A 22,157-nucleotide genomic window follows, 5' to 3' on the forward strand; every position below is an offset into this window, starting at 1 on the left:
CAGTCTTTATCATCCAGCAAACCATTTTTAAGACGCTGAAGCTCAATCCCGCCCAGAGAAGAAACCATGCGCATCAGTAACTGCTCGGTCGGCTGCTCAAGGCTATATACCTGTACCACGCTGTTCTCACGCCCCTGAAGTGCGCCAATAACCATCGACATAGCCAACGCTGTTTTCCCCATTGAGGGGCGGCCTGCCAACAGGATCAAATCACTGTCCTGAAAACCACAAGTACTGGCATCAAGCTCGATAAACCCGGTTGGTGTGCCGGTTACGCCGTCATCCGACTGAGTCCGAAGTTCAAGCTGCGTAAGCATGCTTTCCATGCCATCAATTAGCGATACTGCTTTTTCAGGTTCGGATTGCTCAGCAATAGCTATAATCTGCTTTTCAGCTTTTTCCATGATTGCAGCAATATCCGCACGCGGAGCGGTTATTTCATGTGTGATGTCATAGCCTAAACTGGCAAGCTGGCGTGCCCGGCTGAATCGAGCCACAATTTCACTGTAAGCGACAATATTGGCGGCGCTGGGGGTATTTTTACTGAGTTCGGCGGCATAGGCGAAACCGCCAACAAGTTCGAGTTGCCCCTGATGCTCCAAAGCATTCGTAAGTGTCAGTAAATCAATCGGTTTTGCAGCATCGATAAGACACTTCATCTCACGAAAGTAGATTTGATGAGCTTTGCCGAAGAAATCTTCCGCCTTGAGAATAAGGGCGATATCATCCCAACGATCATTGTCCAGCATCAATCCCCCCAATACAGCCTGTTCCGCCTCAACAGAAACCAGCCCGCGAAGAGAGTCGATCTTTGATTCAGCCATGATTAACCTCCTGATCGGAAGCCATTAACTGATCAAATCTCTCTTTCCATTCAGGGAAAAGTTCACTGGCGAGGCTATGCATAGTTACGAAAGCAGAGTCACTGACTCGTCCGGTTGTCTTTTCAAGACGATGAGCAGGTAATCCAACCGCATGGCTTTCTGCATAAATTTCAAGGTCGTAGATTAAGGTGTTTAGCAGGGAGACCTGTATTTTTTTGCTGTGAGCACTATAACGGCCATTATTGATAATGCCCTCAAGCTGTTGGTAAGTTTCGCGTGCCAGCCGGGTATATTTCATGCAGTTGATAATAATCCGAATTTCCGGCAATTTTATGCCCAACGTACCGAAAGGAAGCAGATTCTCCATCATGTTAATGGTGCCACGAATGAACTCCCTGACATCTGGCAAAATCGGCTTTACCACCCCCACAGCCCTATTGGTAGCCGCAAGAACGATAAGCTCCAACATAATGGAGCGAGCACCTTGAGAGTCGATGATAATCGCATCGTATTGTTGAAAGAGAGGATGTTGCAGCACATTGCGTAAACGCAGTCGACCATCAGGCGCATGAAGCATTGCCGTCGGTAATTGTGCATTCGGATCATTCGAGACAATCACATCCAGATTAGCGATCACACTATTAGAAATGATACGAGAAGGATCGTTAAGATCGGCCGTTTGCATAAGTAACTCAAACAGACCACAGGGCGCTTCATAGGTTAATGCGAAAATGCTACTTGCCGTAGGCTGAGCATAATCTCCATCAATAAGGAGGATCTTGAGACCGGCATCGGCAAGAAAACCGGCCAGATTGGCAGCGTGAGTAGATTTACCCTCACCACCTTTGGTAGAAATAACTGGAATTATATGCATTTAAACACCTGAATTAGTTATTCAGGTGAACAATTACAATTTAATGTTAATTACCTAATTTTATAACGCTTAAACGCAGGGATTGAAAATCCCCGTGTCCTTGGTTCGATTCCGAGTCCGGGCACCATATTTAAAGAAACCAGCTTAATAGCTGGTTTTTTGCTTTCTGGTATTTGGGCTCTCCAAACAGAATTAGCTCCTACGAAACCTCCGCCAACTGCGTTCAGCTTCAATAGATTATCCCTCTTCGCACCCTATCCAGTTATAACCCATTCCATCACTGCCACGCCATGTATTACCAATACAGCAAATCGATTTCTACACCGTCATTCGCAACAGAAAAATCCGAATTGGTTCAATTATGTTTTTTTTATCGTGTTTTATACCGCAGGCTAAGGTTTTAACGTGATATTCCTCATCGACAAAAAATAAGTTGATTATAATGTTTAGCATTAAGCCAGGTATGTTTATAGATCTGAGTTGGGGCCATAATGTCGAAAGTAACTAAAATACTGTTAGTAGAGGATGATCACCGCCTGGCCACTTTAATCGCTGAATTTTTAGCTAAACAACTGTTCGAAGTAAAAGTAATTAGCCGCGGCGATACTGTTGCTGATTATGTGAGAAATAACACTATTGATTTGATTCTACTGGATATTATGTTGCCAGGCATGAATGGACTTGATGTTTGCAAGGTCATTCGCGAGTTTTACCACGGCCCGATTATAATGATCACTGCATTAGGAGAGAGCCTGGATGAAATATTGGGGCTTGAGCTGGGTGCCGATGATTATGTTATTAAGCCCATTGAACCACGGGTATTGCTGGCAAGAGTCCGCGCGCAGTTACGTCGATTCACTCAGCCACTAAACAACCTTCAAAACGCCACAATACATACTGAAGAATCAACAAATCTGATCTTTGGTCAACTGACAATTGCTCCCGCCTCTCGAACTGTCACTTTGTATGAACAAGATATTCCGATGACAACAGCAGAATTTGATGTGCTGCTGCTGCTGGCTAAAGATGCAGGTAAAGTGCTTAGTCGGGATGAATTATTGTTAGGTTTAAAAGGCATCGATTTTGATGGTGTCGATCGCACAATTGATATTCATATTTCCCGATTACGTCGGAAACTCGATGATGACCTTGATATTCCCAACAGGATTAAAACCCTGAGGAGTAAAGGCTATCTATTTAACAGTCATGGCTGGGACTGATTGAGACTGCAGATTATGAAAATAAAATTTACACCACGGTTTCGGGTATTTCTGCGGTTTTACTTGTTTTGGTTATTAGCCGCTTTAGCTCTTTATTACTCAGTATTGGTTATCCGAAACCAGGTGACTCAAACCCTGACGCATATGATTCAATACCAAATGATGCAGAAAACCCTCGCCAGTATTGAGGAACATATGCGCATGCAACCTCCACAAAACTGGCACGAAGACGTGCAAAAAATGAACAGTTTATTTTCTTTTCCACTGAGCATAGAAAAGACCTCTAACTTGAAAAATCGAATGAATAAAGAGGACTATCAAACTTTGCTCCAAGATGGAGGGCTTTTTGTTCATGACGGTTTTATCTATAAAAGCATCAAGGGCACTGATGAAGTTTTGTTGATTGGCCCTATTATCGCCACTTTAAATGATAATTCCGAGGGCATATCAGGCTACGAAATACAGCTTTTATTGTTTGAGTGGGGCGGAACCATCATATTAAGTTTTATTTTTTCCTATATATGGCTGAGGCCAGTATGGAATAGCGTCAATAATTTGCGTAGCACTGCACAAGCATTAAGCGCCGGCGATCTCACTGCACGCGCATCACCCAAACAGTCATATCTAGTTAGACCGATTGCATTGGCCCTCAATAGCATGGCCGCAAAAGTTCAACAGTTTGTCGCCTTGCGACAAGAGATGAGCCACACGATGGCCCATGAACTCCGTACCCCAATTGCACGCATTCGCTTTCATTTGGCGAACTATCTCGACCATCATTCAGAAAAAGGCGATGTTTCTGATATTAATCGGGTTTATCAAGAATTGGATGAAGTGGAAACACTCATTTCAATGGCATTGAATTATGCACGTTTTGAGAGCGGTAGCGTTCGTATTCATCCGCGTAAACAATACGCATCAACATGGTTAGAAGAACAGGTAAAAATATCCCATCTCAGCGACCGGAGAATAGATGTAAAACTCCGCGTCAGTGATGACTTGGGTTGGATAGAGATTGATCCTCAGGTCATGCCTTATGTTACGCAAAACCTGCTCAGCAATGCTAAAAAATATGCCAGGAAACATATTTATCTGAGTGCTGAGCGGGTGGGTGAACGTTTATTTGTTGTCGTCGAAGATGATGGGCGTGGTATTAATCAGGCTGATTATAAAAAGATATTCTTACCGTTTTATCGCGGTAAAGTTGATGAAGAAGCAGGAATCAGTGGCTTCGGTTTAGGTCTATCTATTGCTCTACAGGTCGCTCAATTACATGGCGGTAGTCTCAGTGTTACTCATTCTGAAGAGTTAGGCGGCGCGAAATTTACTCTGGAGTTCCCCTGTAAGTATCGCCCTCCCGTAACCACCTGATACGTTTTGGCTATAAATATAAAAGTAGAGTCACGATCATTCATTTTATTTCAGATAATTAAATTTTAAAAATAACGTAACAGGGCTGGATTTTCTCCAGCCCTGTATTACTACGCCCGTAGCAAGCAAATAATCTGCACATTTACAATTAGTAACAGGTTGTACAAAACCTAACATTCAGGCAACTAAACTACCGAACATAGAATAAAAACAATCATTAATATAGCTGCATAAACTGAATGCACAGACAGCAAAAATAAAATATTAACGTCTATTTAAGTATAGACAAAATTTTAAGAAATAAGAATTAATCTGTCGCCTTCATAGAAATAACAACCTATTAAAGGGACTACAATATGAATATTGCATTAGTAGATCGTTCGCCATTAGCCGTATTGGGATTAGAGCACGGACTGAAAGAAAAAACACTTGATATCAATGTAGTAAGCATTACTGATAATTTTCAACAATTAGAATATGAATTAAATCATAAAGATATAGATATCGTTTTTATCGGTATTTTAGTTGCAGATGACAAACCATTTCATAGCATAAAACAGGTTTATCAACTCAAAATACGTTGGCCTGATATTAAATTTGTACTCTATACCGATATCAAAAGTATCAGTGTGTTACGGTATCTGTCATATATGAAGATGGATGCGATATTATCACGCAGTGATTGCCTTAATAACTTAAAGAATAATATCATTAAAATCAGCAAAGGAGAGTTTTTTTGCAGCAATAACTATAGTGGGGAATTAACGAAAAGTGCGATTGGGCGTAATTCGACAAACCGGATGATGACCAATAATGAAATTGAGGTTCTTGACAGAGTTTCGCTCGGTGAATCAGTTTCTGAGATTGCTGTTCAATCTCAACGTAGTATAAAAACTGTCAGTAACCATAAACGTAATGCCATGAGTAAGTTAGGGATAGAAACAGATTCAGAGCTTCATTTATTTATCATGAATGTAGCCGGAAAAATGCCCATCTACTCTGAAAGCAATGAATTCGCTCCATCCTAACTGTCTATATAGAATAAGGAGGTTTTTCTGGTTTATATATTAACATGGCGTTAATTGACCAAACGCAGCACACCCACTGAGCGATTACCGCCCTAACGACCTTAGTTTTTTATTAGCGAATTTTCCATAGAGTCTTCCTACGGCACTTGTAGATATTTCAGATCATTTGTTAGGAATACAATGAGCCACGACTGTGCTCAATTGCTGCATACCTTAAGCGGTGTCGTGCATGTTCAAACGGAACACAAAAGTTGGGTGATCCTCCCAAGCCATGGGGTTTGGTTGCCCGCAGGAATTTATCACTACCTTCATCTGGCTAAAATCAAGGCCCGGAGATATCCCCTAAATAATTCGAGTTGCGGGAAGGAAGCTACAAAACCATGATCTTATTTGACAGATAATCTACTATTAACAACCAGATGAACATCAACCATAGTTACAAATTGCTACTTAAGTATTTTGATTGTTGTAATAAAGGAAAGGTAACTTATGAATAAAAACCGGATAGCTAAAATTCTGTTAGGGGCCATAGCCTTTGTTGGTACCATCACACTAATACCCGCAGCACAAGCCTGTACCAGAGCTGTTTATTTGGGGCCGGAAAATTTAGTGATAACCGGCCGGTCGATGGATTGGAAAGAAGACCTTCACTCTGACCTGTGGATATTTCCACGAGGAATGGAGCGCACCGGGAATGCAGGGCCAAACTCCGTGGCCTGGACATCAAAATATGGCAGCGTGATTACCGCAGCCTACAATATTGCCACCACTGACGGTATGAATGAAAAGGGCTTGGTGGTGAATATGCTGTGGTTGGCTGAATCCCAATATCCAGAGCCAACCCCCGCTAAACCCAATATTTCGCTGGCAGCCTGGGGCCAATATGTTCTTGATAACTTTGCTACCGTCGATGAAGCGGTGAATTACTTTAAGCAAGAACCTATTACTGTCTTAACCAGTAAAGTCCCCGGGCAGGAAAGGCTAGGCACTATTCATCTAACACTATCTGACGCCAGTGGCGATAGCGCCATATTTGAATATATTGACGGTAAACTCACCATTCACCACAGCCGGGAATATCAAGTTGTCACCAACTCACCGACTTATGACAAGCAATTAGCTATCAACTCGTATTGGCAAAAAATTGGTGGGACTAACATGCTGCCGGGCACTAATAGCTCCAGTGATCGCTTTGTGCGGGCACAGTTTTATATTAATGCCATTCCCAAATATACTGATAAGCAACTGGCTACCGCGAGTGTACTGAGTGTTATTCGTTCGGTCTCAGTTCCTTATGGTATCAGTACACCGGATGAGCCAAATATCTCATCAACTCGCTGGAGAACTCTCTCCGACCAGAAAAATAAGATTTATTATTTTGAATCCACGTTGATGCCAAATACATTTTGGGTCGATTTTAATAAGATCGATTTTTCGGAATCTGCTGACGTAAAAAAACTGAAGGTTAATACGCCACAAGCGGCTCAATATACCGGCGACGTCTCAGCACATTTCCAATCAGAGAAACCTTTTGTATTTGAACCGGTGACTCAGAAATCCTAACGTAACGGGTGGGTTGCACCATAAAAATAGGCAAGTGGGGCTACAGAACCTTCCGTCACATCGATGGAGCCATACATGGAGCCATACATGGATCCGACGCCACCACCAGCCATATATTTGAGTTGCGAAGCACCTCGTAGGAGTGTTCTCTGGCGAGCATTAAGGTGGCATCAGCGTCAGCAATGGTATGTGAGATATAAAGTTCTCCTTAATTAACAGTCCCCCCACAAATAATCAGAGGGCGCGCAGTCGAACATAGAAAAAACCCTCTGATAACAACTTATTTTCATGACAAAAGTTAACCCGAAAGAGTGATGTTTCTCTTGTCCTACAATGATAAACGAGTTATCACATTTTGATTTTCAGGTTATTTAATATTGTCAAAGTCTGATACTTCCAGTCAGAAAGAGAACTGTTTCAGCTGAAGTTGATGCGTTTTTTCATTGTCATACGGTGTTCTGTTTTCATCCACCAAACGCCCGGAAACATATTTTTTCACCAACTCCATATTATGAGTCGTTTTAGAAGACGCTACCGTAGCTAAAAACCCTTTTCTGAAATCCAACACGGTCTGAGACGAACTTTCATCATTAATCTGATGATAAGTATAGCTTTGCGACAATTCCAGCATACCTAGTGACAACGGCACAGTTGGATCCAGTGCTTCATGATAACTGGCTTGCAGGTGGGATTTTGTGTTCTGCACCCTCTGACTAAGCTCACCTCTACTGTTGCTGCTCTCTTCCGTCGTTTGGCTAAAATTGTATGCGAAGGTATCTTTCTCATCTTTCTTAAGCGGATTGGAGGATGTTTCCGCTTGCTGGAAAGATGCTGAAAAATCAGCCAAACCACTCTGATAAGTACGCGCCTTATCCGACTCCGACATGAAAATTGTCTTTTGGCTGCTGTCTATTTCATTGGAACCATAATGGCTATTCATTGCACGAAAAGTTGTCTTAAACATATCCATTTGCGCTTTGTCGCCACGTCCACGGAAACTTGCACTATCTAACTGCTGTTCATACGCAGAAAGTGCTCGAACTTGCTGTCCGTATGTCCCCAAGACTTCAGGATGGCTAAGGTCAGTATTTAATTGAAAAGAGACACTACTATCTTTGTAACTTAGCCCCCTGCTGACATTATCACTTTGATAATTCAGTGATTGGAGAGAGTCATTTCCTTGCCGCACATCAGTATTCAAATCAACCGACTTCAGGATTGTATTATCAAATTGAGTTAATCCATCAATGTTGACGACCGGTGGTTGAGCAGACAATCCATCAAGAGCTGCCTGAAATGCATCGGCAAGACCTGAAATAGCCAAAACCTCATTTTCATCAAGGTCACCATGACTAGTTTGTACTTGTGCGACGATGCCATCTTGCTGTCGGGACAGCGACACACTGACTTTCACACCGCTTTGCGTAACGATGCCCAGTGCAACGGCCGCGGCCTTATCATTGTCGCCACTGACCTGAACATCAACAGGTGATGCCACCGCACTGGAGAAATCTTTTGGGTCATCCTTCAACTGCAATAACAGCGCCTTTCCTAATCCCTGAAATGAAACTGATACTGGCTGATGAAGATTTGCGCTCATCAGATAGGCTAGTTGGCTATTGCTACTTGTGGCCGACGTACGTAATTTTTGCGCACCAATATTATAAATAGCATTAATTTCATCAGAGGCATCACTCAAAGTGACACGAGTCGAAGGTTGAAACGTTGCTGGTGACTGTTTGGCTCCGGTAATAACAGTGCTCACAACACGAGGGACAGGAAATCCGATACTGCTTATCTGGGCTACCATAGGTCTCATCTCATTTATTTTGTCTACCTCTGGTATCGACCAAAACCCGACTGACTTAAATAAAAATAGCTATGACAGTGCCTACTTATTTTAATAAGCACTCATATTTTCGAGATAAAGCCTTAACCTAATGAACCTCGTCGATAAAAATAAGTTAGATATATTATTTAGTATTAACCTATTGATGTTTATATCTTTGAGTTTGGGCCATGATGTCAACGGTAACGAAAATACTGCTAGTGGAGGATGTACCAGATAGTTAGTGCCATGATTGAAAAGGCTCAGAGCAATGCCCTCGCACACCTCTGAGCCAGGTTTTACCCGCTAAATTGCAGAAAGTTATCTGCCAGCGTTACATTTTTTTATCTTGAATTTCAAAGCGCGGTGAAACAAAACCATAGAGTGTCCACCCCAGGAAAGTCACGATAGCGCCATACATCATGGCTTCTTCACCGGATGAATACAGGGCATAGAAGCTATATAGAGCACCAATTAGTGCAATGATATTGGCTATCCGAGCCTTAGAAGGATCTACCTTAGCCACTTTCTGAATAATAATTAGCGCCGCCATCGATAAGATATAAGGAATAATATTGGTAACCACTGCCAAATTAACCAGTACGTTAAACTGCTTATTCAGTGAAGGGCTAATAGTCATCAAAGACAGTACTGTCTGAATAACCACAATAACGAGCATGCCTTTGATGGGCGCTTCTGCTTTACTGATTTTGGAGAAGATTTTCGGGAAATAACCTTCATCGGCGGAGGATTTAAACACTTGGGCAATAGTAAACTGCCAGCCTAGCAAGGAACCACAGCAAGACATCACCATCAGCGCCATAATAATTTTACCCACGGTAGGGTCAAACATCTGGGCAAAAGCCAAACCGAAAGGCGCGGTAGAATTCGCTAAATCCATATTCGGCACAATACCGGCAATCACGTTGGTTGAAACGATGTAAATCACCGCTGTACCCAGTGTTCCGCCCAACACCGCAATAGGGACGTTTTTCTCCGGATTTTCTACCACATCAGTGTTGGCGCAGGCTGACTCCAATCCCAGAAACGCCCACAATGTCATGGCAATAGAAGCACCAATGGCTTCAAAAGTTGGCACATGATGGGGGTTCCAGGACTCGGCATATAGGGTCGGGCTAAACCAGAACCAACCAATGACGGACAAACCCACCACCGGAATGATAACCCCCCAGACGGTAATTTCACTGATCTTACCGGTAATGCGTGCACCACCGAAGTTGGCAACAGTACACAACCACAGCACACCAATCGTTGCCAGACAGATCCCCAACGGACTCAGCTCAGCACCAATCAACTCGGTACCGTAGCCAACCGCCGAGATAGCAATAGCCACGTTAGCAATCAATAACGACATTCCATAGGTATAGTTGGCCATAAAGTTGCCAGACTTACCGAAAGCATATTCCGCATAACCGCCCATACCGCCAGACTTATGGCTAAACATCCCGCATTTGGCGAATGCATAGGCCAGCGCCATCGACCCCACAGCGGTCACTAACCACGAAACGATAGAGATAGTCCCCACTTCCGCCAGCTTAGTTGGCAGCATGATGATCCCTGACCCCATCATATTCACCGCAGTCAAAATGGTGAGCTGAACAACACCCATTTTGTTCGATTTAGACGCATTCATTATCCTTTCTCTCTGTAAAAATTGAGAAAGCGGAGAGCATGGCTGGAGCACGACGATAAAGCCATCTCTCCGCAGTTTTGGTTATCAAACAATCAATTTGGCTCAATACATAGCCAACAGCTTATGGTTTGATGACATAGCCACAAGCACGTTTACGGCCATCGGTATCTTGCTGGATGTAGACCCCCTGTAGCTCAGGCGCAAAGCCCGGCAACAGGTTAATGCCCTCTTCCAACGCCAGGAAGTACCGCTGTACTGAACCGCCCCATACTTCACCGGGAACAACACACAGAATGCCGGGTGGATAAGGCAGCGCGCCCTCGGCGGCGATACGGCCTTCTATCTGATCCAATGCCACCAACTCGATATTGCCACGGACAAATTCGATATGTGCTTGTTGCGGATTCATTACTGCTTTCGGGAAATGCGCCTTACGGAACATCTCTTTCTGTAACTCTTTCACATTGTGGCTAACATACAGATCATGCATTTCCTGACACAGCTGGCGGATGGAGTAACCCTGATAACGCGCTTCGTTAGCCTGATAGATTGATGGTAATACTTCAGCTAACGGCGCATCTTGCTCTAACAGGCGCTCAAAACGCGCAATTTGAGCAACAAGATGCTGCATCTTGGCCATATCTTCCGCTGGGGTCAGCAGGAACAGAATCGAGTTAAGATCGCATTTTTCTGGCACGATGCCATTTTCACGCAAGAAGTTCGCCAGAATGGTGGCCGGGACACCAAACTTCTCATACTCGCCGGTCTGCACATTGATACCCGGTGTGGTCAGCATCAGTTTGCATGGGTCGACAAAATATTGATGTTCAGCGTAGCCCGCAAAGGAGTGCCAACGTTCTCCCGGAACAAAGGCAAAGAAGCGCAGATCATTGGCCATTTGGTCGGTATCGAACTCCTCCCACCGACGGCCATCAATAGTTTCCGGCACGAACGGCCGAATGTGTTGGCACAGCTTCAGCAACTGTTTACGGGTTTCGATCCCCAGCTTGACGCAGTCCATCCACATGCGCTTACCGCTTTCGCCTTCATGCATCCTGGCATTCACATCCAGCGCAGCGAATAGTGGATAGAATGGGCTGGTTGAGGCCTGCATCATAAACGCGTTATTCATTCGTTTATGATTCACATAGCGCGCCTGACCTTTGATATGCTTATCTTTTTTGTGGATTTGAGAAGTCTGAGAGAAGCCAGCCTGCTGCTTGTGGACAGATTGAGTCACCAGAATACCCGGATCGTTTTCATTCAATTCCAGCAGCAGTGGAGAACAATCTTTCATCATTGGGATGAACTGTTCGTAACCCACCCATGCAGAATCAAACAGAATGTAGTCACACAGATGACCAATCTTATCCACCACTTGACGAGCGTTATAAATCGTACCGTCATAGGTGCCTAACTGAATCACAGCCAACCGGAATGGCCGTTGATCTGCGGCCCGCTCTGGTGCCACTTCGCGAATTAAATTGCGCAGATATTTCTCTTCAAAGCAGTGCGAATCGATGCCACCGATAAAACCAAATGGGTTACGCGCGGTTTCCAAATATACCGGGGTCGCCCCAGCCTGAATTAATGCACCATGATGGACAGACTTATGGTTATTACGATCAAAAAGAACTAAATCACCTGGGGTCAATAAAGCGTGTAGTGCAACTTTATTTGAAGAAGAAGTTCCATTCAGAACAAAGTAGGTTTTATCGGCATTAAATACTTTTGCCGCGTGTTGCTGTGCCGCACAAGGTGCCCCTTCATGAATGAGCAGGTCACCCATAGAAACGTCAGCATTGCATAAATCGGAACGGAATAAGGTCTCACCAAAATAATCAAAGAATTGACGGCCAGCCGGATGGCGGCGGAAGAATTGCCCGCCCTGATGCCCTGGGCAGTCGAACGCGGCGTTCCCCTGCTGCACATATTCTACTAAGCTGCCGAAAAATGGCGGCAGGACTTCTTTTTCATATTTGGTTGCGGCGGCTTCCAGTTGTTTACCATAAAAATCATTATTGCCATCATCCAGTTCAAACACACTAGTCACTCGCGGTAAGATTTCAGCGGGTAACTCTTCTTGGTGGCAAACGGCAACGAATATCGGCAGGCCAAAACCGGTTTGTTCTATCCTATCGAGTAGACCCGTCACTGCGTCATCTACGGAAATAACAACGGCGGAGATATCAGTGAAATTTGTATCATGAATATCAACAATTTCACGTCCAGTGGTAAAGCAATTTGATGTATTGGCACTGACCGCAACTTTTAATTTTTCCATATTACCTATCTCTTCATTTATCTATAGCTAAGCTATGATCACAGAATTAATTTCCATTAATTCTGAAAGCAAGGCACGGCTACCCGTAATAATTCAACTTACTGAATTATTGAAACGGAAATAACGAATGTCAGGTGACATAGACCACCGAATATGGTGTCAAAATATTGTGAAAAGCCAAAGACTGCTGATCATTCTGAAAAATTAGAGATAGCACAATCATGAAGACTCAGTGACTGAGTACCCAAACATAATGAATTCAGAATAAAGAATGACGGTCCACAACAAGAGATACCATTGAAGAAGAAAAATTATCTGGCGTTAAACAGATGGAAGTCAAAACAACTACGATGCAATAGCATCACAAGATGGGTTACACACTGGATATGTGACCAAAATCTATTATTGTATTTCATTGCCTATTTCCTCATACCTCTAACATTGCGGAAATCAGGGTTATTATCGCGGTTAGACAGACCTAATTTGAATGCCTGACACCAATATTATCTAGCTCATTGATAGAAATTCAAGCTTATTTTGCATGAAAATCAGCCATAATAATGACGATGCTAAAAATATATTACCGTGCATATGTTAGAAAAAATAAGTATACGTTGCGGTGTAATTTCCATATTAATATAAGCCGTTAATTGTTATTAATCCCATTACAATATTTATCATTTCACTAACATAATAATATATTTCTGATTGTAATCGGTGTTCGATTCAATTAACGGCCTATTTATCTAATGCAACAGTGCCAACGATTCTGAAGTATTCGTCATTTTACCCATCACAAAAGCCAAATTAGCGGCCGCGACCAAAGATGCGGCATGGGCGTCAGTGCTCATTTGCTGTGCATTCAACAATCCATTAGCAGCCTCGTTGGCGACCGTTATGGTGCCGACACCATTGCGATAAGACTCCAGCGCAGCGTCATAGGTAATAAACGAGGTTTTCACCAGAGTTAATGCCGCCTGATTAGCTTCAAGCGCAGAACGTAAAGTATCTGCTGCGACGACAATTTCGCGCACCGCCAATTCTTGCGTTTTCTTAAATCCTTCGGCAGCAACCGCTGCTCGAGACTCCGCCTCTTTCACCCGCGCGGCACGTATCCCACCATCGTAAAGAGGAACACTGACACCGACTAAAATACTGGAAGATGAAGTTTGTGGGCTAATACCCGGCAGGCCCTGAATATCAAAATGCCCATCACCGCTTGCCACCGCCCCGGCCAGATAGACTTTCGGCAAGAAATCCGCTTCTGTTGCTTTGATACCCGCTTTAGCCGCCTCGACTGCCGCATAGCTGGCTAACACATCTGGCCGCTGGGAGAGTGCCAGTCGAATCATCTGTTCGGTTGGTGCGCTCATCCCATCCGGTAAAGCACGATCTTCGGCATAAGCGACTTTAATATCCAATGAGGGAGAAACCCCCATTGCGCCCAATAATGCCTGATAAGCATCACGTTCAGTGCCCTTAGCCACCACACGACGCAACTCAGACTGCGCAACCTGCTGGCGTGCCAGTGCGACTTCAACTGTCGTTGCGATGCCATTTTTGCGCCGTTCCTCGGCAGCATCTTGAATCTTTAGGCTATTTTTCAGTGTTTGTTCTGCTATCTGGCGCTGAGTTTGTGCAGCACCATATTGGAAATACGTGCGAGTAACATCATAGATTAGCTTCTGGTGCATACCATTAAAGGTCACATTGGCGGCATAAGAGGTCTGTTTAGCGGCATCAAGCAACGCGCTGCGCTGACCAAAATCAAAAATAAGCCACTGTAATGCCAAGGCAGGAACCACTGCACTCCCGCTGGTTTTCAAATCCTTTTCGTTGCCGATGGCATAAGGTAAAGGCGTGGTCGTACGCTGATAACCACCAATCACACTGGCCGAAATTATGGGTAAAAATATCGCCTCCCCCATTCCAACCGCCAGCGCAGCCTGCCGTGCTTGTTGCCAGGCAATGCGGGTATCTGGATTTTGGCTCTGGGCGATATCAATCAATTCAGGTAACGAATAAGTATGCTCGCTTTTTATGCTGGGCGGCGGTGCTAATTCCGCCACCAGCGGGTTCGCCGGCACAGAAAAATTGCCGCTCCCTATAGGCGTATTTGCATCCGCCTTCCAGGGTTCGGTATAAGATGCAGGTGCAAGATCCAAGCGGTCTGTAGCACAACCGGCGACCAGCATACTTAGACTCAATACCGAGCCAGTCAGACCTATTTTGGCTATCCGGGCCATCAATACAGCGTGCGTCATCATGTCATCCAATTCCCAGAAGTTTCTCAAGCCGCTTTATACGTTGTTGAATAGTCAGATCAATCGGCGATGCTCCCTGCCGTAATGATTCGCTATTCGCTCCTTGCTCATCCGATAATGTCGCGGCACCGCTACCTGTCGAGAGGCGACGCAGTTGTGCCACATCAGAGGCCGACTTTTCCGTCGGTAGAAACAGCACCGGGCACAACTTACCCATCTCTGCGAGTATGGCCTGTAAGCGCGCGCACTCTTCTCGCGAGGGGCGTAATTGTGCGGGTTCAAAGGGGATCAGCGCCAACTCTTCTTGCGCGCTGGTGATCTCCGCCTCGACCGTTGTCGCTTCTCTGAGCGCCGCAGGCCGGGCATCGGGCGCTAATGTGGCCAGGTTTGTCAGCCCCTTCAAGGCCTGACTAATATGGACCTGAACCGCATCTACAATCGCCACCGGCCACAGTCGGGTGAAAATCAAATACACCACCAGATTTCCCAGCAAAATACCCAGCACCCTATCCAGAGCTACGCCCAGATCGGTGCTTGGCCCGAAGCCTTGTAATACCGTCAGCAAGAAAGCCAGCCCAACCTGTACACCGGCATAAGCAATACGTTCACTGCCACATGACACCCAAGCGGCCAAGAGAATGCAACCAAATACCAGCGCCATCAATTGCCCGATATCGTTCATATGGGGAATGATGAAGATAATCGACAGCACTCCCATCAATGCCCCGATCAAACAACCAATAATCCGCAAAACTAGCTTATGCACCGTCTCACCAGTGGTGCCCAATGCAGCAACATAACAAGTGATCATGGCGGTATGAATGTCCTGCCAATCCAGCGCGGTGTAAATCAGATAACAAATCAGCGCCGCAGCAGTAGTTTTCAGTGCGAACTGCTGATGAACAGGATTGGTTAGGGCGTCTGCGGCAAAGAAGGTGGATTTCGGGGCATTCAGGTCTTGCCCAATATCGGCAGTTGCCAGTGCTGTCAGCGCGTTTCTGATTTCATTGATTTCATCGCTGGGATCGTCAATGGTGAAGTGAGGGGTAAGCGCAAGATTGCCAGCAGCAATCGCCTGCGCCGCGTCACCACAGTAAGCCGCCAGCTCAAGGCGCGCATTCTCCGCTGAAGTCGCAGGTAAAGCCGAAGTAGCCAACAGTAACCGGTAACTGCTTTTTACTGCACTTTCAAGCCAGGCCGCTTCAGCCGAGGGCCGCAGGTGAAAAACACGCACAAAAAGCGCCCGTTGCTGATGCTCATTTTGCCCTTCTTGCAGCAGTTCCTTAACCCTATCCATAGTGGCAGCATCGGGTTGACGCAATGCCTCGGCCACCGCCAATAATCGCTCAGATAGGCTGTCGCGCAATAAGCGCAGTGGCATGCGGCCAAAGAAAAGGTTAAAAACAATCAACAGCAGCATTGGGGAAACAGCCATTAACCAGGCATACAGCAGCCCCCGAGTAGCCACTTCTCCCATGGGGATATTGCTCAGTAACGTCATGACAAAAGCAATCACCAGCGCAATAATGCTGCCGACCGGGCCGAGCTTACTGGCAGATCCGAGATAGAGAAAGAGAAACGAACTGACAATCAAGGCGGCCATGCGCAGTGGCGCGGCTTCCAGAGTGAAGTGGATAAGTAGAAATACCAAACCAACAACCAGCGACACCAATATGGTGATCGCAACCGCCATCACCATGCTCTCGACGCCATCAGGTTTCATCACGAAAATAATGAGATAACAGCTAATCGCGGATTCTGGAATGCCATATATCATGGCAATCATCGCCATCAATGCACAGAGCGCAGCAACACGCCACGCCTGAGCCACCCTGCCTGGGAAATAGGCTAAATCAACTTTTGCCTGACGGATTATGCCGCCAAGCGTACCGTCAGCAACCCTCGTCATTTCGCACGATAACCACAGCAGTCGCCCCGATTCGCATCAGGTCCTCCGGCGGTTTTTCCAGACTAATCCTGACAGGGAAACGCTGAACAACACGCACCCAATTTAATGACTTCGGCACATAAGGCAGGCCGCGTGGGATATTCAACATATCCTCGGAGCTTACGCCCCAACCAATCCCCTCGACTCGCCCCTGAATCGCGTGCTGTCTGTCCGCCATAACATAGACGGTGGCGCAATCACCCACCTTGATATGCTTCAACTCCGTTTCGCGGAAAAATGCCGAAGCATGCCAGTGTTCGGTATTGATAAGTGTGAAAATAGCCTGGTCCGGGACGACAAACTCCCCGGCAGAGACAGTCAACCCGACAACCCGACCATCATGAGGCGCGCGGATTTGCGTATTCGCCAGTTCCCGTTCAGCAATAGCAAGTGCCGCGCGGCGCGCCACCACCAGCGCTTCCGAAGCGGCGGTGCTGCTGACCAATGCCTCAGCGGCAAATGACTGTTTTAATGCCTGTTTTAGGCTGACTTCAGCATCATGTTTCGCCGTCGCTGCATCATCTACCTGCTGAGCGGTAACGTAGCCTTTGGGGAGTAGCGGTTGTAAGCGAGCCAAGGTCTGAGTCGCTAATTTGAGATTGGCTTGCGCCCGAACAATCTGTTCATTGGTAATGGCTGCGTTGGACTGCTCTGCGACCACGGTGCGTTGCTGGGTATCGCGGGCAGCTTCTGCCATTTTCAACTCAGCCTGTGCTTGCTCGACTTGCAAACGGTAGAGGTCCGGCTCAATGGAAAACAACAAATCACCACGCCGGACTTTGCTGTTTTCCTCAACATTAATTGAGATAATACGGCCCGGGACCGAGCTGGCAATATGCACCACGCTAGCCCCCAGTTCCGCATCCTCAGACAATGGATTCAATGTGGTCTGCCGCACCGACAGCCAGCCAAAAATCACGGCGGCAACAACAATAACGCCAGCAACAATGAGTGCCAATCGCCGCTTACGCTCACTCCCTGGTAGTTTATTCATATTCATTATTCATCGCGTAAACAGTAATAGGGAACAGACGAATGCCACAGCAAGCGCCAGGCAGACATACACCAACAGCCGCCATGGCAGCACCTCATCAATACCAACGCGAATAAACAGAACACGAGCAATCACCGCAGTGATTATCCCGATAAAGGCGCAAGCCATCCAGGAAGGAAAATAGGACCCCACTAGCGAAAATGAGGGAGCCTCAGCACCGGAGCAACCACTCAGGGTGATAGCCGATAACAGAACCCACGGCCCACGCCATCGATTCTGTTTCGCACCGCTTAAAAGCATAAAGAAAAACCACGGCTGCTTCCTAAGGGAAGTCATATTATTCATTGAACAACCTCAATTAACTGGCGCCACCCTATCAGAAGTCAGGGTTTGTCATCATAAAAAACCGCTAATGATCACTTCCCAGCGTGTTTTTGAAAATTTGCCCATCTTTCATAATGACTCTAAATGCTTTATCTGGCTGGGCGACGAGTTGAATATCGTCCAAAGGATTGCCATCAACCAGAATCAGGTCAGCCAGCGCACCATTTTCCACCACACCCAATTTTCCTGGATAAGGGTTCCTCGGGCCAGAAAAAGCACAAAGTTCAGCGTTAACACTGGTCGCCATTTTGAGAATTTCAAGCGGTGAATACCATCGCGTCAGCTTGGCTAATTGTGCCCCTTGCCGGGTTGCCAGTCGGGCATCAAACAGCGTGTCAGTGCCCCATGCTGTCTTGATATTGTATTTTTTCGCCAACATATAGGCGGTATCAGTCCCAGCCACCATTTCAAGTTGCTTGGCTCGCGATGCCGGGCTTGGCGTTGGCACCGCATCTTCATCATCAAGGAAAGGTTGTAAGCTCCACCAAATACCTTTTTCGGCCATTAGCTGCACAGTTTCCTCATCCAACAACTGGCCATGTTCAATACACTTAACCCCACCTTTGATAGCCATAGTAACAGCACGGGGGGTGTAAGCATGGACTGTCACATAGGTGCCCCAGTTTTCAGCTGCGGTAACTGCGGCCTGGATTTCTGCTACAGAACCTTCCGTCACATCGATGGAGTCGTACATGGAGCTGACACCACCACCAGCCATATATTTGAGTTGCGAAGCACCTCGCATGAGTTGTTCTCTGGCGCGCAGCAATACCTGATCAGCACCATCGGCAATTGCCGTCATCCCCACACGCTCGGCGTAACTCAAGGGATCTGATGGGGTATGTGGCAATTCACCCAGCAAACGAAAATCACCGTGCCCACCGGTTTGAGTGATAAATGCACCCGAAGGGAAAATTCGTGGGCCAATAGCGACATGTTCATCAATGGCTCGTTTCAAACCAAAAACCGGCCCGCCCATATCACGTACCGTGGTGAAGCCGCGCATTAAGGTGGCATCAGCTTCAGCAATGGCCAGCGCCTGAATATAGTTAAAATCTGCCGTCATAGCGGTCATCATTGACGGGCGAGCCATAATGGCGTGCCAGTGAGCATCAATCAGCCCCGGCATTAATACGCCGCCACCGCCATCAATTAGCTCCACATCCGGTGAAAGCGGTGTATCCGCAGGCTCTACCGACTTTATTTTGTTGCCTTCCACTAATACTCGCAGCCCGTCTCGTAGTTGGTCTGAAACACCATCAAAGACACGAACATTAATAAAAGCCACCACAGGTACCGCATTAGCGGCAACATCTCTTTTTTGCGATTTTGCTCCCGGTACTGCCGCCGCAACCGTTGCCGCAGTAATAGGGGCTGATTGCGTTGCTTTCTGGGAAAACACCGTATTGATGCGGATGAATGCAGGGCTATTACAGAGGCAACCTTCGCCATGAGTGTGGGGGAGCTGAATCAATGGCATGTGAGACATAAAGTTCTCCTTAATGAACAGTCCCCCAATAAATAATCAGAGGGCGCGCTGTCGATCATAGAACAAATTTTGTCGTAACAGCTTATTTTTGTGATAAAAATTAACCAGAAATAGTGATAGAACGCTTATCCTGACATGATAATGCTGATGACAGTATTTTATTATTTACCCAAATGAGCTGATAGGATCATCTTTATTTCCCATATTAGGCAAAAATGCAGGTGGCATAAAACGGTCAAATATTGTCATTGAGCCTATTAATTCTGATCTTATTTAGCAAGTATATTACTTTCTCAACTCACTACCCTCGATTACATCAAGCTCTGGCAACCTGGATTCATTTATGAGAATATACATACCGTATATGTTTCGTATAGGTGCTTTATGGGAATTGTTAAAATCTCCGATTTGATGCATGAAAATCTCCGCATCGCCAGTAATGCCATGAGCCGGTCAATTAACGCACAAGCCGAGCATTGGCTCAAAATGGGTATGCTGGCCGAGCTTTATCCCCAATTGAGCCACCATGAACTGGCCCGAGCACTGGTTCAGGCTGAATTACAGGGCGGGGCTGACATTGCCAGAATCATCCAGAGTGACGCCCATACGTTTAATAAAGAAGAGAATGCGCAATGACAACAGTAAAAATTCACTCACCAGCAGAAATTGAAATGGCGCGAGCCGCAGGCCAAGCCGCCGCGAAAGTGCTGGAAATGATCACACCTTATGTCCGCGCGGGGGTCACAACAGATGAAATTGATCGGTTATGTCATGATTACGTCGTTAACGAACTGAAAGTCATCCCTGCCAATATAGGCTATCACGGCTATGCGCACACTGTTTGTACCTCAGTCAATCATGTGGTTTGCCACGGGATTCCGTCGGATAAAAAACTCAAAAATGGCGATATCGTCAATATTGATGTCGCTATTATTAAAGATGGTTGGTATGGTGATACCAGCAGAATGTACTATGTTGGAGAACCGTCGGTCAGAGCTAAACGTTTGGTGGATATCACTTATTTATCGATGGTTGCTGGGATCAAGGTGGTACGCCCAGGGGCAACACTCGGGGATATCGGAGCAGCTATTCAACAAGTGGCGGAAGGTGCAGGTTTTTCTGTGGTGAGGGAGTATTGTGGTCACGGCGTGGGTCAGGAATATCATACTGCACCACAAGTCCTGCACTATGGGACGCCAGGGCTCGGTATGCCGCTGAAAGCGGGAATGATTTTCACCATTGAGCCGATGATTAATGCCGGTAAAGCCGCCACCAGTGTCCTGTCTGATGGTTGGACAGTTGTCACCAAAGACCGCTCTCTTTCAGCACAATGGGAACACACCATTGCCGTGACTGACACCGGTTACGACCTACTGACACCTTGGCCTGAAGGCACCGGAGAATACGCCGCCATTTAGTTATTCAGGCTGCTGACAAAGTTAATTAGCGGGGAAGTGGGCCCCTATTTATTTAAAATGTAAGTGCCGTAAGCCGTCGGAGCGACCATTGATACAGTCGCCCCGCGAGTTTCCGAACAATAAAATAGCTTTGTCATTAACCTTAACGGTAATAAACCGCGATATGCTGATCTTGCACTTTTTCTATTCTGATTTTTATATCAAAAATTTCTTCGAGGATATCCGGCTGCATTATTTCTTCGGGTGCACCGCGATAGATAACCGCACCATCTTTCATGGCAATAATATGGTCGGAATAGGCAGAAGCAAAATTGATATCATGAATAACCAAAATGATTGTTTTCTTTAATTCATCCGCCGCACGCCGCAATTGCTTCATCATCGCGACACAATGTTTCATGTCCAGATTATTTAATGGCTCATCCAACAGGATATATTTCGTATCCTGACACAGCACCATCGCCACATAAGCACGTTGCCGTTGCCCACCCGACAACTCATCAAGATAGCGGTCTTTCAGTGGCATCAAATTGAGGAATTCCATCGCCGCATCAATATATTGGCGATCATTTTCATTGAGCCGCCCTTTCGAATAAGGGTAACGGCCAAATCCCACCAAATCCGACACTGTCAGTCGGCTGGTAAAGTGGTTTTCTTGCCGTAGAACTGAAAGGATAGTCGCCAATTTATCCCCGGAGGTTTTGGCAACATCCAGCCCGTTAAACTGAACACGCCCGAGATCTGGCGTCAGTAAACGGCTCATAATCGATAATAACGTCGACTTACCCGCACCATTTGGTCCGATAATTGACGTTATTCCACCAGAAGGAATGCTCTCATTTATATTACTGAGTACCGTTGTATTCTGGTATTTCTTATTAATATCCGTTATTTCAATCACACCGGAGCCTTTTTTATTAAAAGATAAATAAACAGCGCGCCACCCACAAACTCAATGACCACGGAGAGCGTTCCCGACATGTTCAGCAAACGTTCGAGGATCAATTGCCCACC

General features: G+C 45.9%; 17 protein-coding genes and 1 pseudogene. 6 read left to right on the forward strand and 12 right to left on the reverse strand.

What is annotated here, in order from left to right; all coding sequences use genetic code 11:
• The coding region (locus ACNSO8_RS14770) for a DnaB-like helicase N-terminal domain-containing protein (protein ID WP_418395094.1) at positions 1-824 on the reverse strand (824 nt) is incomplete at its 3' end.
• Entirely contained in the window at positions 817-1,698 is an 882-nt protein-coding gene (locus ACNSO8_RS14775; RefSeq protein ID WP_418395095.1) for a ParA family protein, read from the reverse strand. The genes ACNSO8_RS14775 and ACNSO8_RS14770, both read right to left, overlap by 8 nt.
• A 491-nt stretch (positions 1,699-2,189) precedes the next feature.
• Between ACNSO8_RS14775 and ACNSO8_RS14780 the strand changes: the two genes are divergently transcribed.
• The 4 genes from ACNSO8_RS14780 to ACNSO8_RS14795 all read left to right on the forward strand — a co-directional run bounded on the left by ACNSO8_RS14780 (position 2,190) and on the right by ACNSO8_RS14795 (position 6,880).
• Positions 2,190-2,918, forward strand: coding sequence for a response regulator (locus ACNSO8_RS14780; RefSeq protein ID WP_050158306.1), 729 nt, complete (start codon positions 2,190-2,192; stop codon positions 2,916-2,918).
• A gap of 240 nt (positions 2,919-3,158) precedes the next feature.
• Positions 3,159-4,289, forward strand: a complete 1,131-nt coding sequence (locus ACNSO8_RS14785; protein ID WP_418395102.1) for an ATP-binding protein — start codon at positions 3,159-3,161, stop codon at positions 4,287-4,289.
• Positions 4,290-4,645: 356 nt separating this feature from the next.
• Complete coding sequence (locus tag ACNSO8_RS14790) at positions 4,646-5,317, forward strand: LuxR C-terminal-related transcriptional regulator (protein ID WP_418395096.1); 672 nt, start codon at positions 4,646-4,648, stop codon at positions 5,315-5,317.
• 489 nt (positions 5,318-5,806) lie between these two features.
• Positions 5,807-6,880, forward strand: a complete 1,074-nt coding sequence (locus ACNSO8_RS14795) for a linear amide C-N hydrolase (RefSeq protein WP_418395097.1) — start codon at positions 5,807-5,809, stop codon at positions 6,878-6,880.
• A 400-nt stretch (positions 6,881-7,280) separates the two neighbouring features.
• On the opposite strand, the gene ACNSO8_RS14800 is transcribed toward ACNSO8_RS14795, so the two are convergent.
• The 8 genes from ACNSO8_RS14800 to ACNSO8_RS14835 all read right to left on the reverse strand — a co-directional run bounded on the left by ACNSO8_RS14800 (position 7,281) and on the right by ACNSO8_RS14835 (position 19,725).
• Positions 7,281-8,690: a hypothetical protein gene (locus ACNSO8_RS14800; RefSeq protein WP_172654500.1), complete on the reverse strand. Its 1,410-nt coding sequence runs from the start codon at positions 8,688-8,690 to the stop codon at positions 7,281-7,283.
• Positions 8,691-9,042: 352 nt separating this feature from the next.
• The gene (gene potE / locus ACNSO8_RS14805) at positions 9,043-10,362 is read right to left on the reverse strand and encodes a putrescine-ornithine antiporter (protein ID WP_418395098.1); all 1,320 of its coding nucleotides are present in this window, start codon (positions 10,360-10,362) and stop codon (positions 9,043-9,045) included.
• A gap of 121 nt (positions 10,363-10,483) precedes the next feature.
• Positions 10,484-12,646, reverse strand: a complete 2,163-nt coding sequence (speF, locus tag ACNSO8_RS14810) for an ornithine decarboxylase SpeF (RefSeq protein WP_418395099.1) — start codon at positions 12,644-12,646, stop codon at positions 10,484-10,486.
• 746 nt (positions 12,647-13,392) lie between these two features.
• Positions 13,393-14,913: a TolC family protein gene (locus ACNSO8_RS14815; protein ID WP_418395100.1), complete on the reverse strand. Its 1,521-nt coding sequence runs from the start codon at positions 14,911-14,913 to the stop codon at positions 13,393-13,395.
• Position 14,914: 1 nt separating this feature from the next.
• The gene (locus ACNSO8_RS14820) at positions 14,915-16,819 is read right to left on the reverse strand and encodes an FUSC family protein (protein WP_418395101.1); all 1,905 of its coding nucleotides are present in this window, start codon (positions 16,817-16,819) and stop codon (positions 14,915-14,917) included.
• Entirely contained in the window at positions 16,803-17,852 is a 1,050-nt protein-coding gene (gene mdtN, locus ACNSO8_RS14825; protein ID WP_046050272.1) for a multidrug transporter subunit MdtN, read from the reverse strand. Before mdtN ends, ACNSO8_RS14820 begins: the two co-directional genes overlap by 17 nt.
• 9 nt (positions 17,853-17,861) lie before the next feature.
• Positions 17,862-18,197 (reverse strand): YtcA family lipoprotein, encoded by a 336-nt coding sequence (locus tag ACNSO8_RS14830; protein WP_026017796.1) that lies wholly within the window; start codon positions 18,195-18,197, stop codon positions 17,862-17,864.
• Between the two features lie 64 nt (positions 18,198-18,261).
• On the reverse strand, positions 18,262-19,725 hold the full coding sequence (locus ACNSO8_RS14835) for a metal-dependent hydrolase family protein (RefSeq protein ID WP_019079038.1): 1,464 nt from the start codon (positions 19,723-19,725) through the stop codon (positions 18,262-18,264).
• Positions 19,726-20,109: 384 nt separating this feature from the next.
• Here ACNSO8_RS14835 and ACNSO8_RS14840 point away from each other — a divergent pair, with 384 nt between their 5' ends.
• Together ACNSO8_RS14840 and map are read left to right on the forward strand one after the other, a co-directional pair.
• Positions 20,110-20,361: a ParD-like family protein gene (locus ACNSO8_RS14840; protein WP_019079039.1), complete on the forward strand. Its 252-nt coding sequence runs from the start codon at positions 20,110-20,112 to the stop codon at positions 20,359-20,361.
• Positions 20,358-21,143, forward strand: a complete 786-nt coding sequence (map, locus tag ACNSO8_RS14845) for a type I methionyl aminopeptidase (RefSeq protein WP_005173871.1) — start codon at positions 20,358-20,360, stop codon at positions 21,141-21,143. Before ACNSO8_RS14840 ends, map begins: the two co-directional genes overlap by 4 nt.
• A gap of 142 nt (positions 21,144-21,285) precedes the next feature.
• Here map and ACNSO8_RS14850 read toward each other — a convergent pair whose 3' ends face one another.
• Complete coding sequence (locus ACNSO8_RS14850; RefSeq protein WP_005157194.1) at positions 21,286-22,044, reverse strand: ABC transporter ATP-binding protein; 759 nt, start codon at positions 22,042-22,044, stop codon at positions 21,286-21,288.
• Positions 22,041-22,157, reverse strand: a pseudogene (locus ACNSO8_RS14855) (enterobactin ABC transporter permease); the annotation flags it as partial. The pseudogene ACNSO8_RS14855 and the gene ACNSO8_RS14850, both read right to left, overlap by 4 nt.

The sequence above is a fragment of the Yersinia sp. LJYL362 genome, from assembly GCF_048323875.1.

What these genes read in the sequence shown, in the direction of transcription:
- ACNSO8_RS14775 (WP_418395095.1), bottom strand. Translation starts at nt 1,698, where the DNA reads ATGCATATAATTCCAGTTATTTCTACCAAAGGTGGTGAGGGTAAATCT.
- ACNSO8_RS14780 (WP_050158306.1), top strand. Translation starts at nt 2,190, where the DNA reads ATGTCGAAAGTAACTAAAATACTGTTAGTAGAGGATGATCACCGCCTG.
- ACNSO8_RS14785 (WP_418395102.1), top strand. Translation starts at nt 3,159, where the DNA reads ATGAACAGTTTATTTTCTTTTCCACTGAGCATAGAAAAGACCTCTAAC.
- ACNSO8_RS14790 (WP_418395096.1), top strand. Translation starts at nt 4,646, where the DNA reads ATGAATATTGCATTAGTAGATCGTTCGCCATTAGCCGTATTGGGATTA.
- ACNSO8_RS14795 (WP_418395097.1), top strand. Translation starts at nt 5,807, where the DNA reads ATGAATAAAAACCGGATAGCTAAAATTCTGTTAGGGGCCATAGCCTTT.
- ACNSO8_RS14800 (WP_172654500.1), bottom strand. Translation starts at nt 8,690, where the DNA reads ATGGTAGCCCAGATAAGCAGTATCGGATTTCCTGTCCCTCGTGTTGTG.
- potE (WP_418395098.1), bottom strand. Translation starts at nt 10,362, where the DNA reads ATGAATGCGTCTAAATCGAACAAAATGGGTGTTGTTCAGCTCACCATT.
- speF (WP_418395099.1), bottom strand. Translation starts at nt 12,646, where the DNA reads ATGGAAAAATTAAAAGTTGCGGTCAGTGCCAATACATCAAATTGCTTT.
- ACNSO8_RS14815 (WP_418395100.1), bottom strand. Translation starts at nt 14,913, where the DNA reads ATGATGACGCACGCTGTATTGATGGCCCGGATAGCCAAAATAGGTCTG.
- ACNSO8_RS14820 (WP_418395101.1), bottom strand. Translation starts at nt 16,819, where the DNA reads ATGACGAGGGTTGCTGACGGTACGCTTGGCGGCATAATCCGTCAGGCA.
- mdtN (WP_046050272.1), bottom strand. Translation starts at nt 17,852, where the DNA reads ATGAATAAACTACCAGGGAGTGAGCGTAAGCGGCGATTGGCACTCATT.
- ACNSO8_RS14830 (WP_026017796.1), bottom strand. Translation starts at nt 18,197, where the DNA reads ATGAATAATATGACTTCCCTTAGGAAGCAGCCGTGGTTTTTCTTTATG.
- ACNSO8_RS14835 (WP_019079038.1), bottom strand. Translation starts at nt 19,725, where the DNA reads ATGTCTCACATGCCATTGATTCAGCTCCCCCACACTCATGGCGAAGGT.
- ACNSO8_RS14840 (WP_019079039.1), top strand. Translation starts at nt 20,110, where the DNA reads ATGGGAATTGTTAAAATCTCCGATTTGATGCATGAAAATCTCCGCATC.
- map (WP_005173871.1), top strand. Translation starts at nt 20,358, where the DNA reads ATGACAACAGTAAAAATTCACTCACCAGCAGAAATTGAAATGGCGCGA.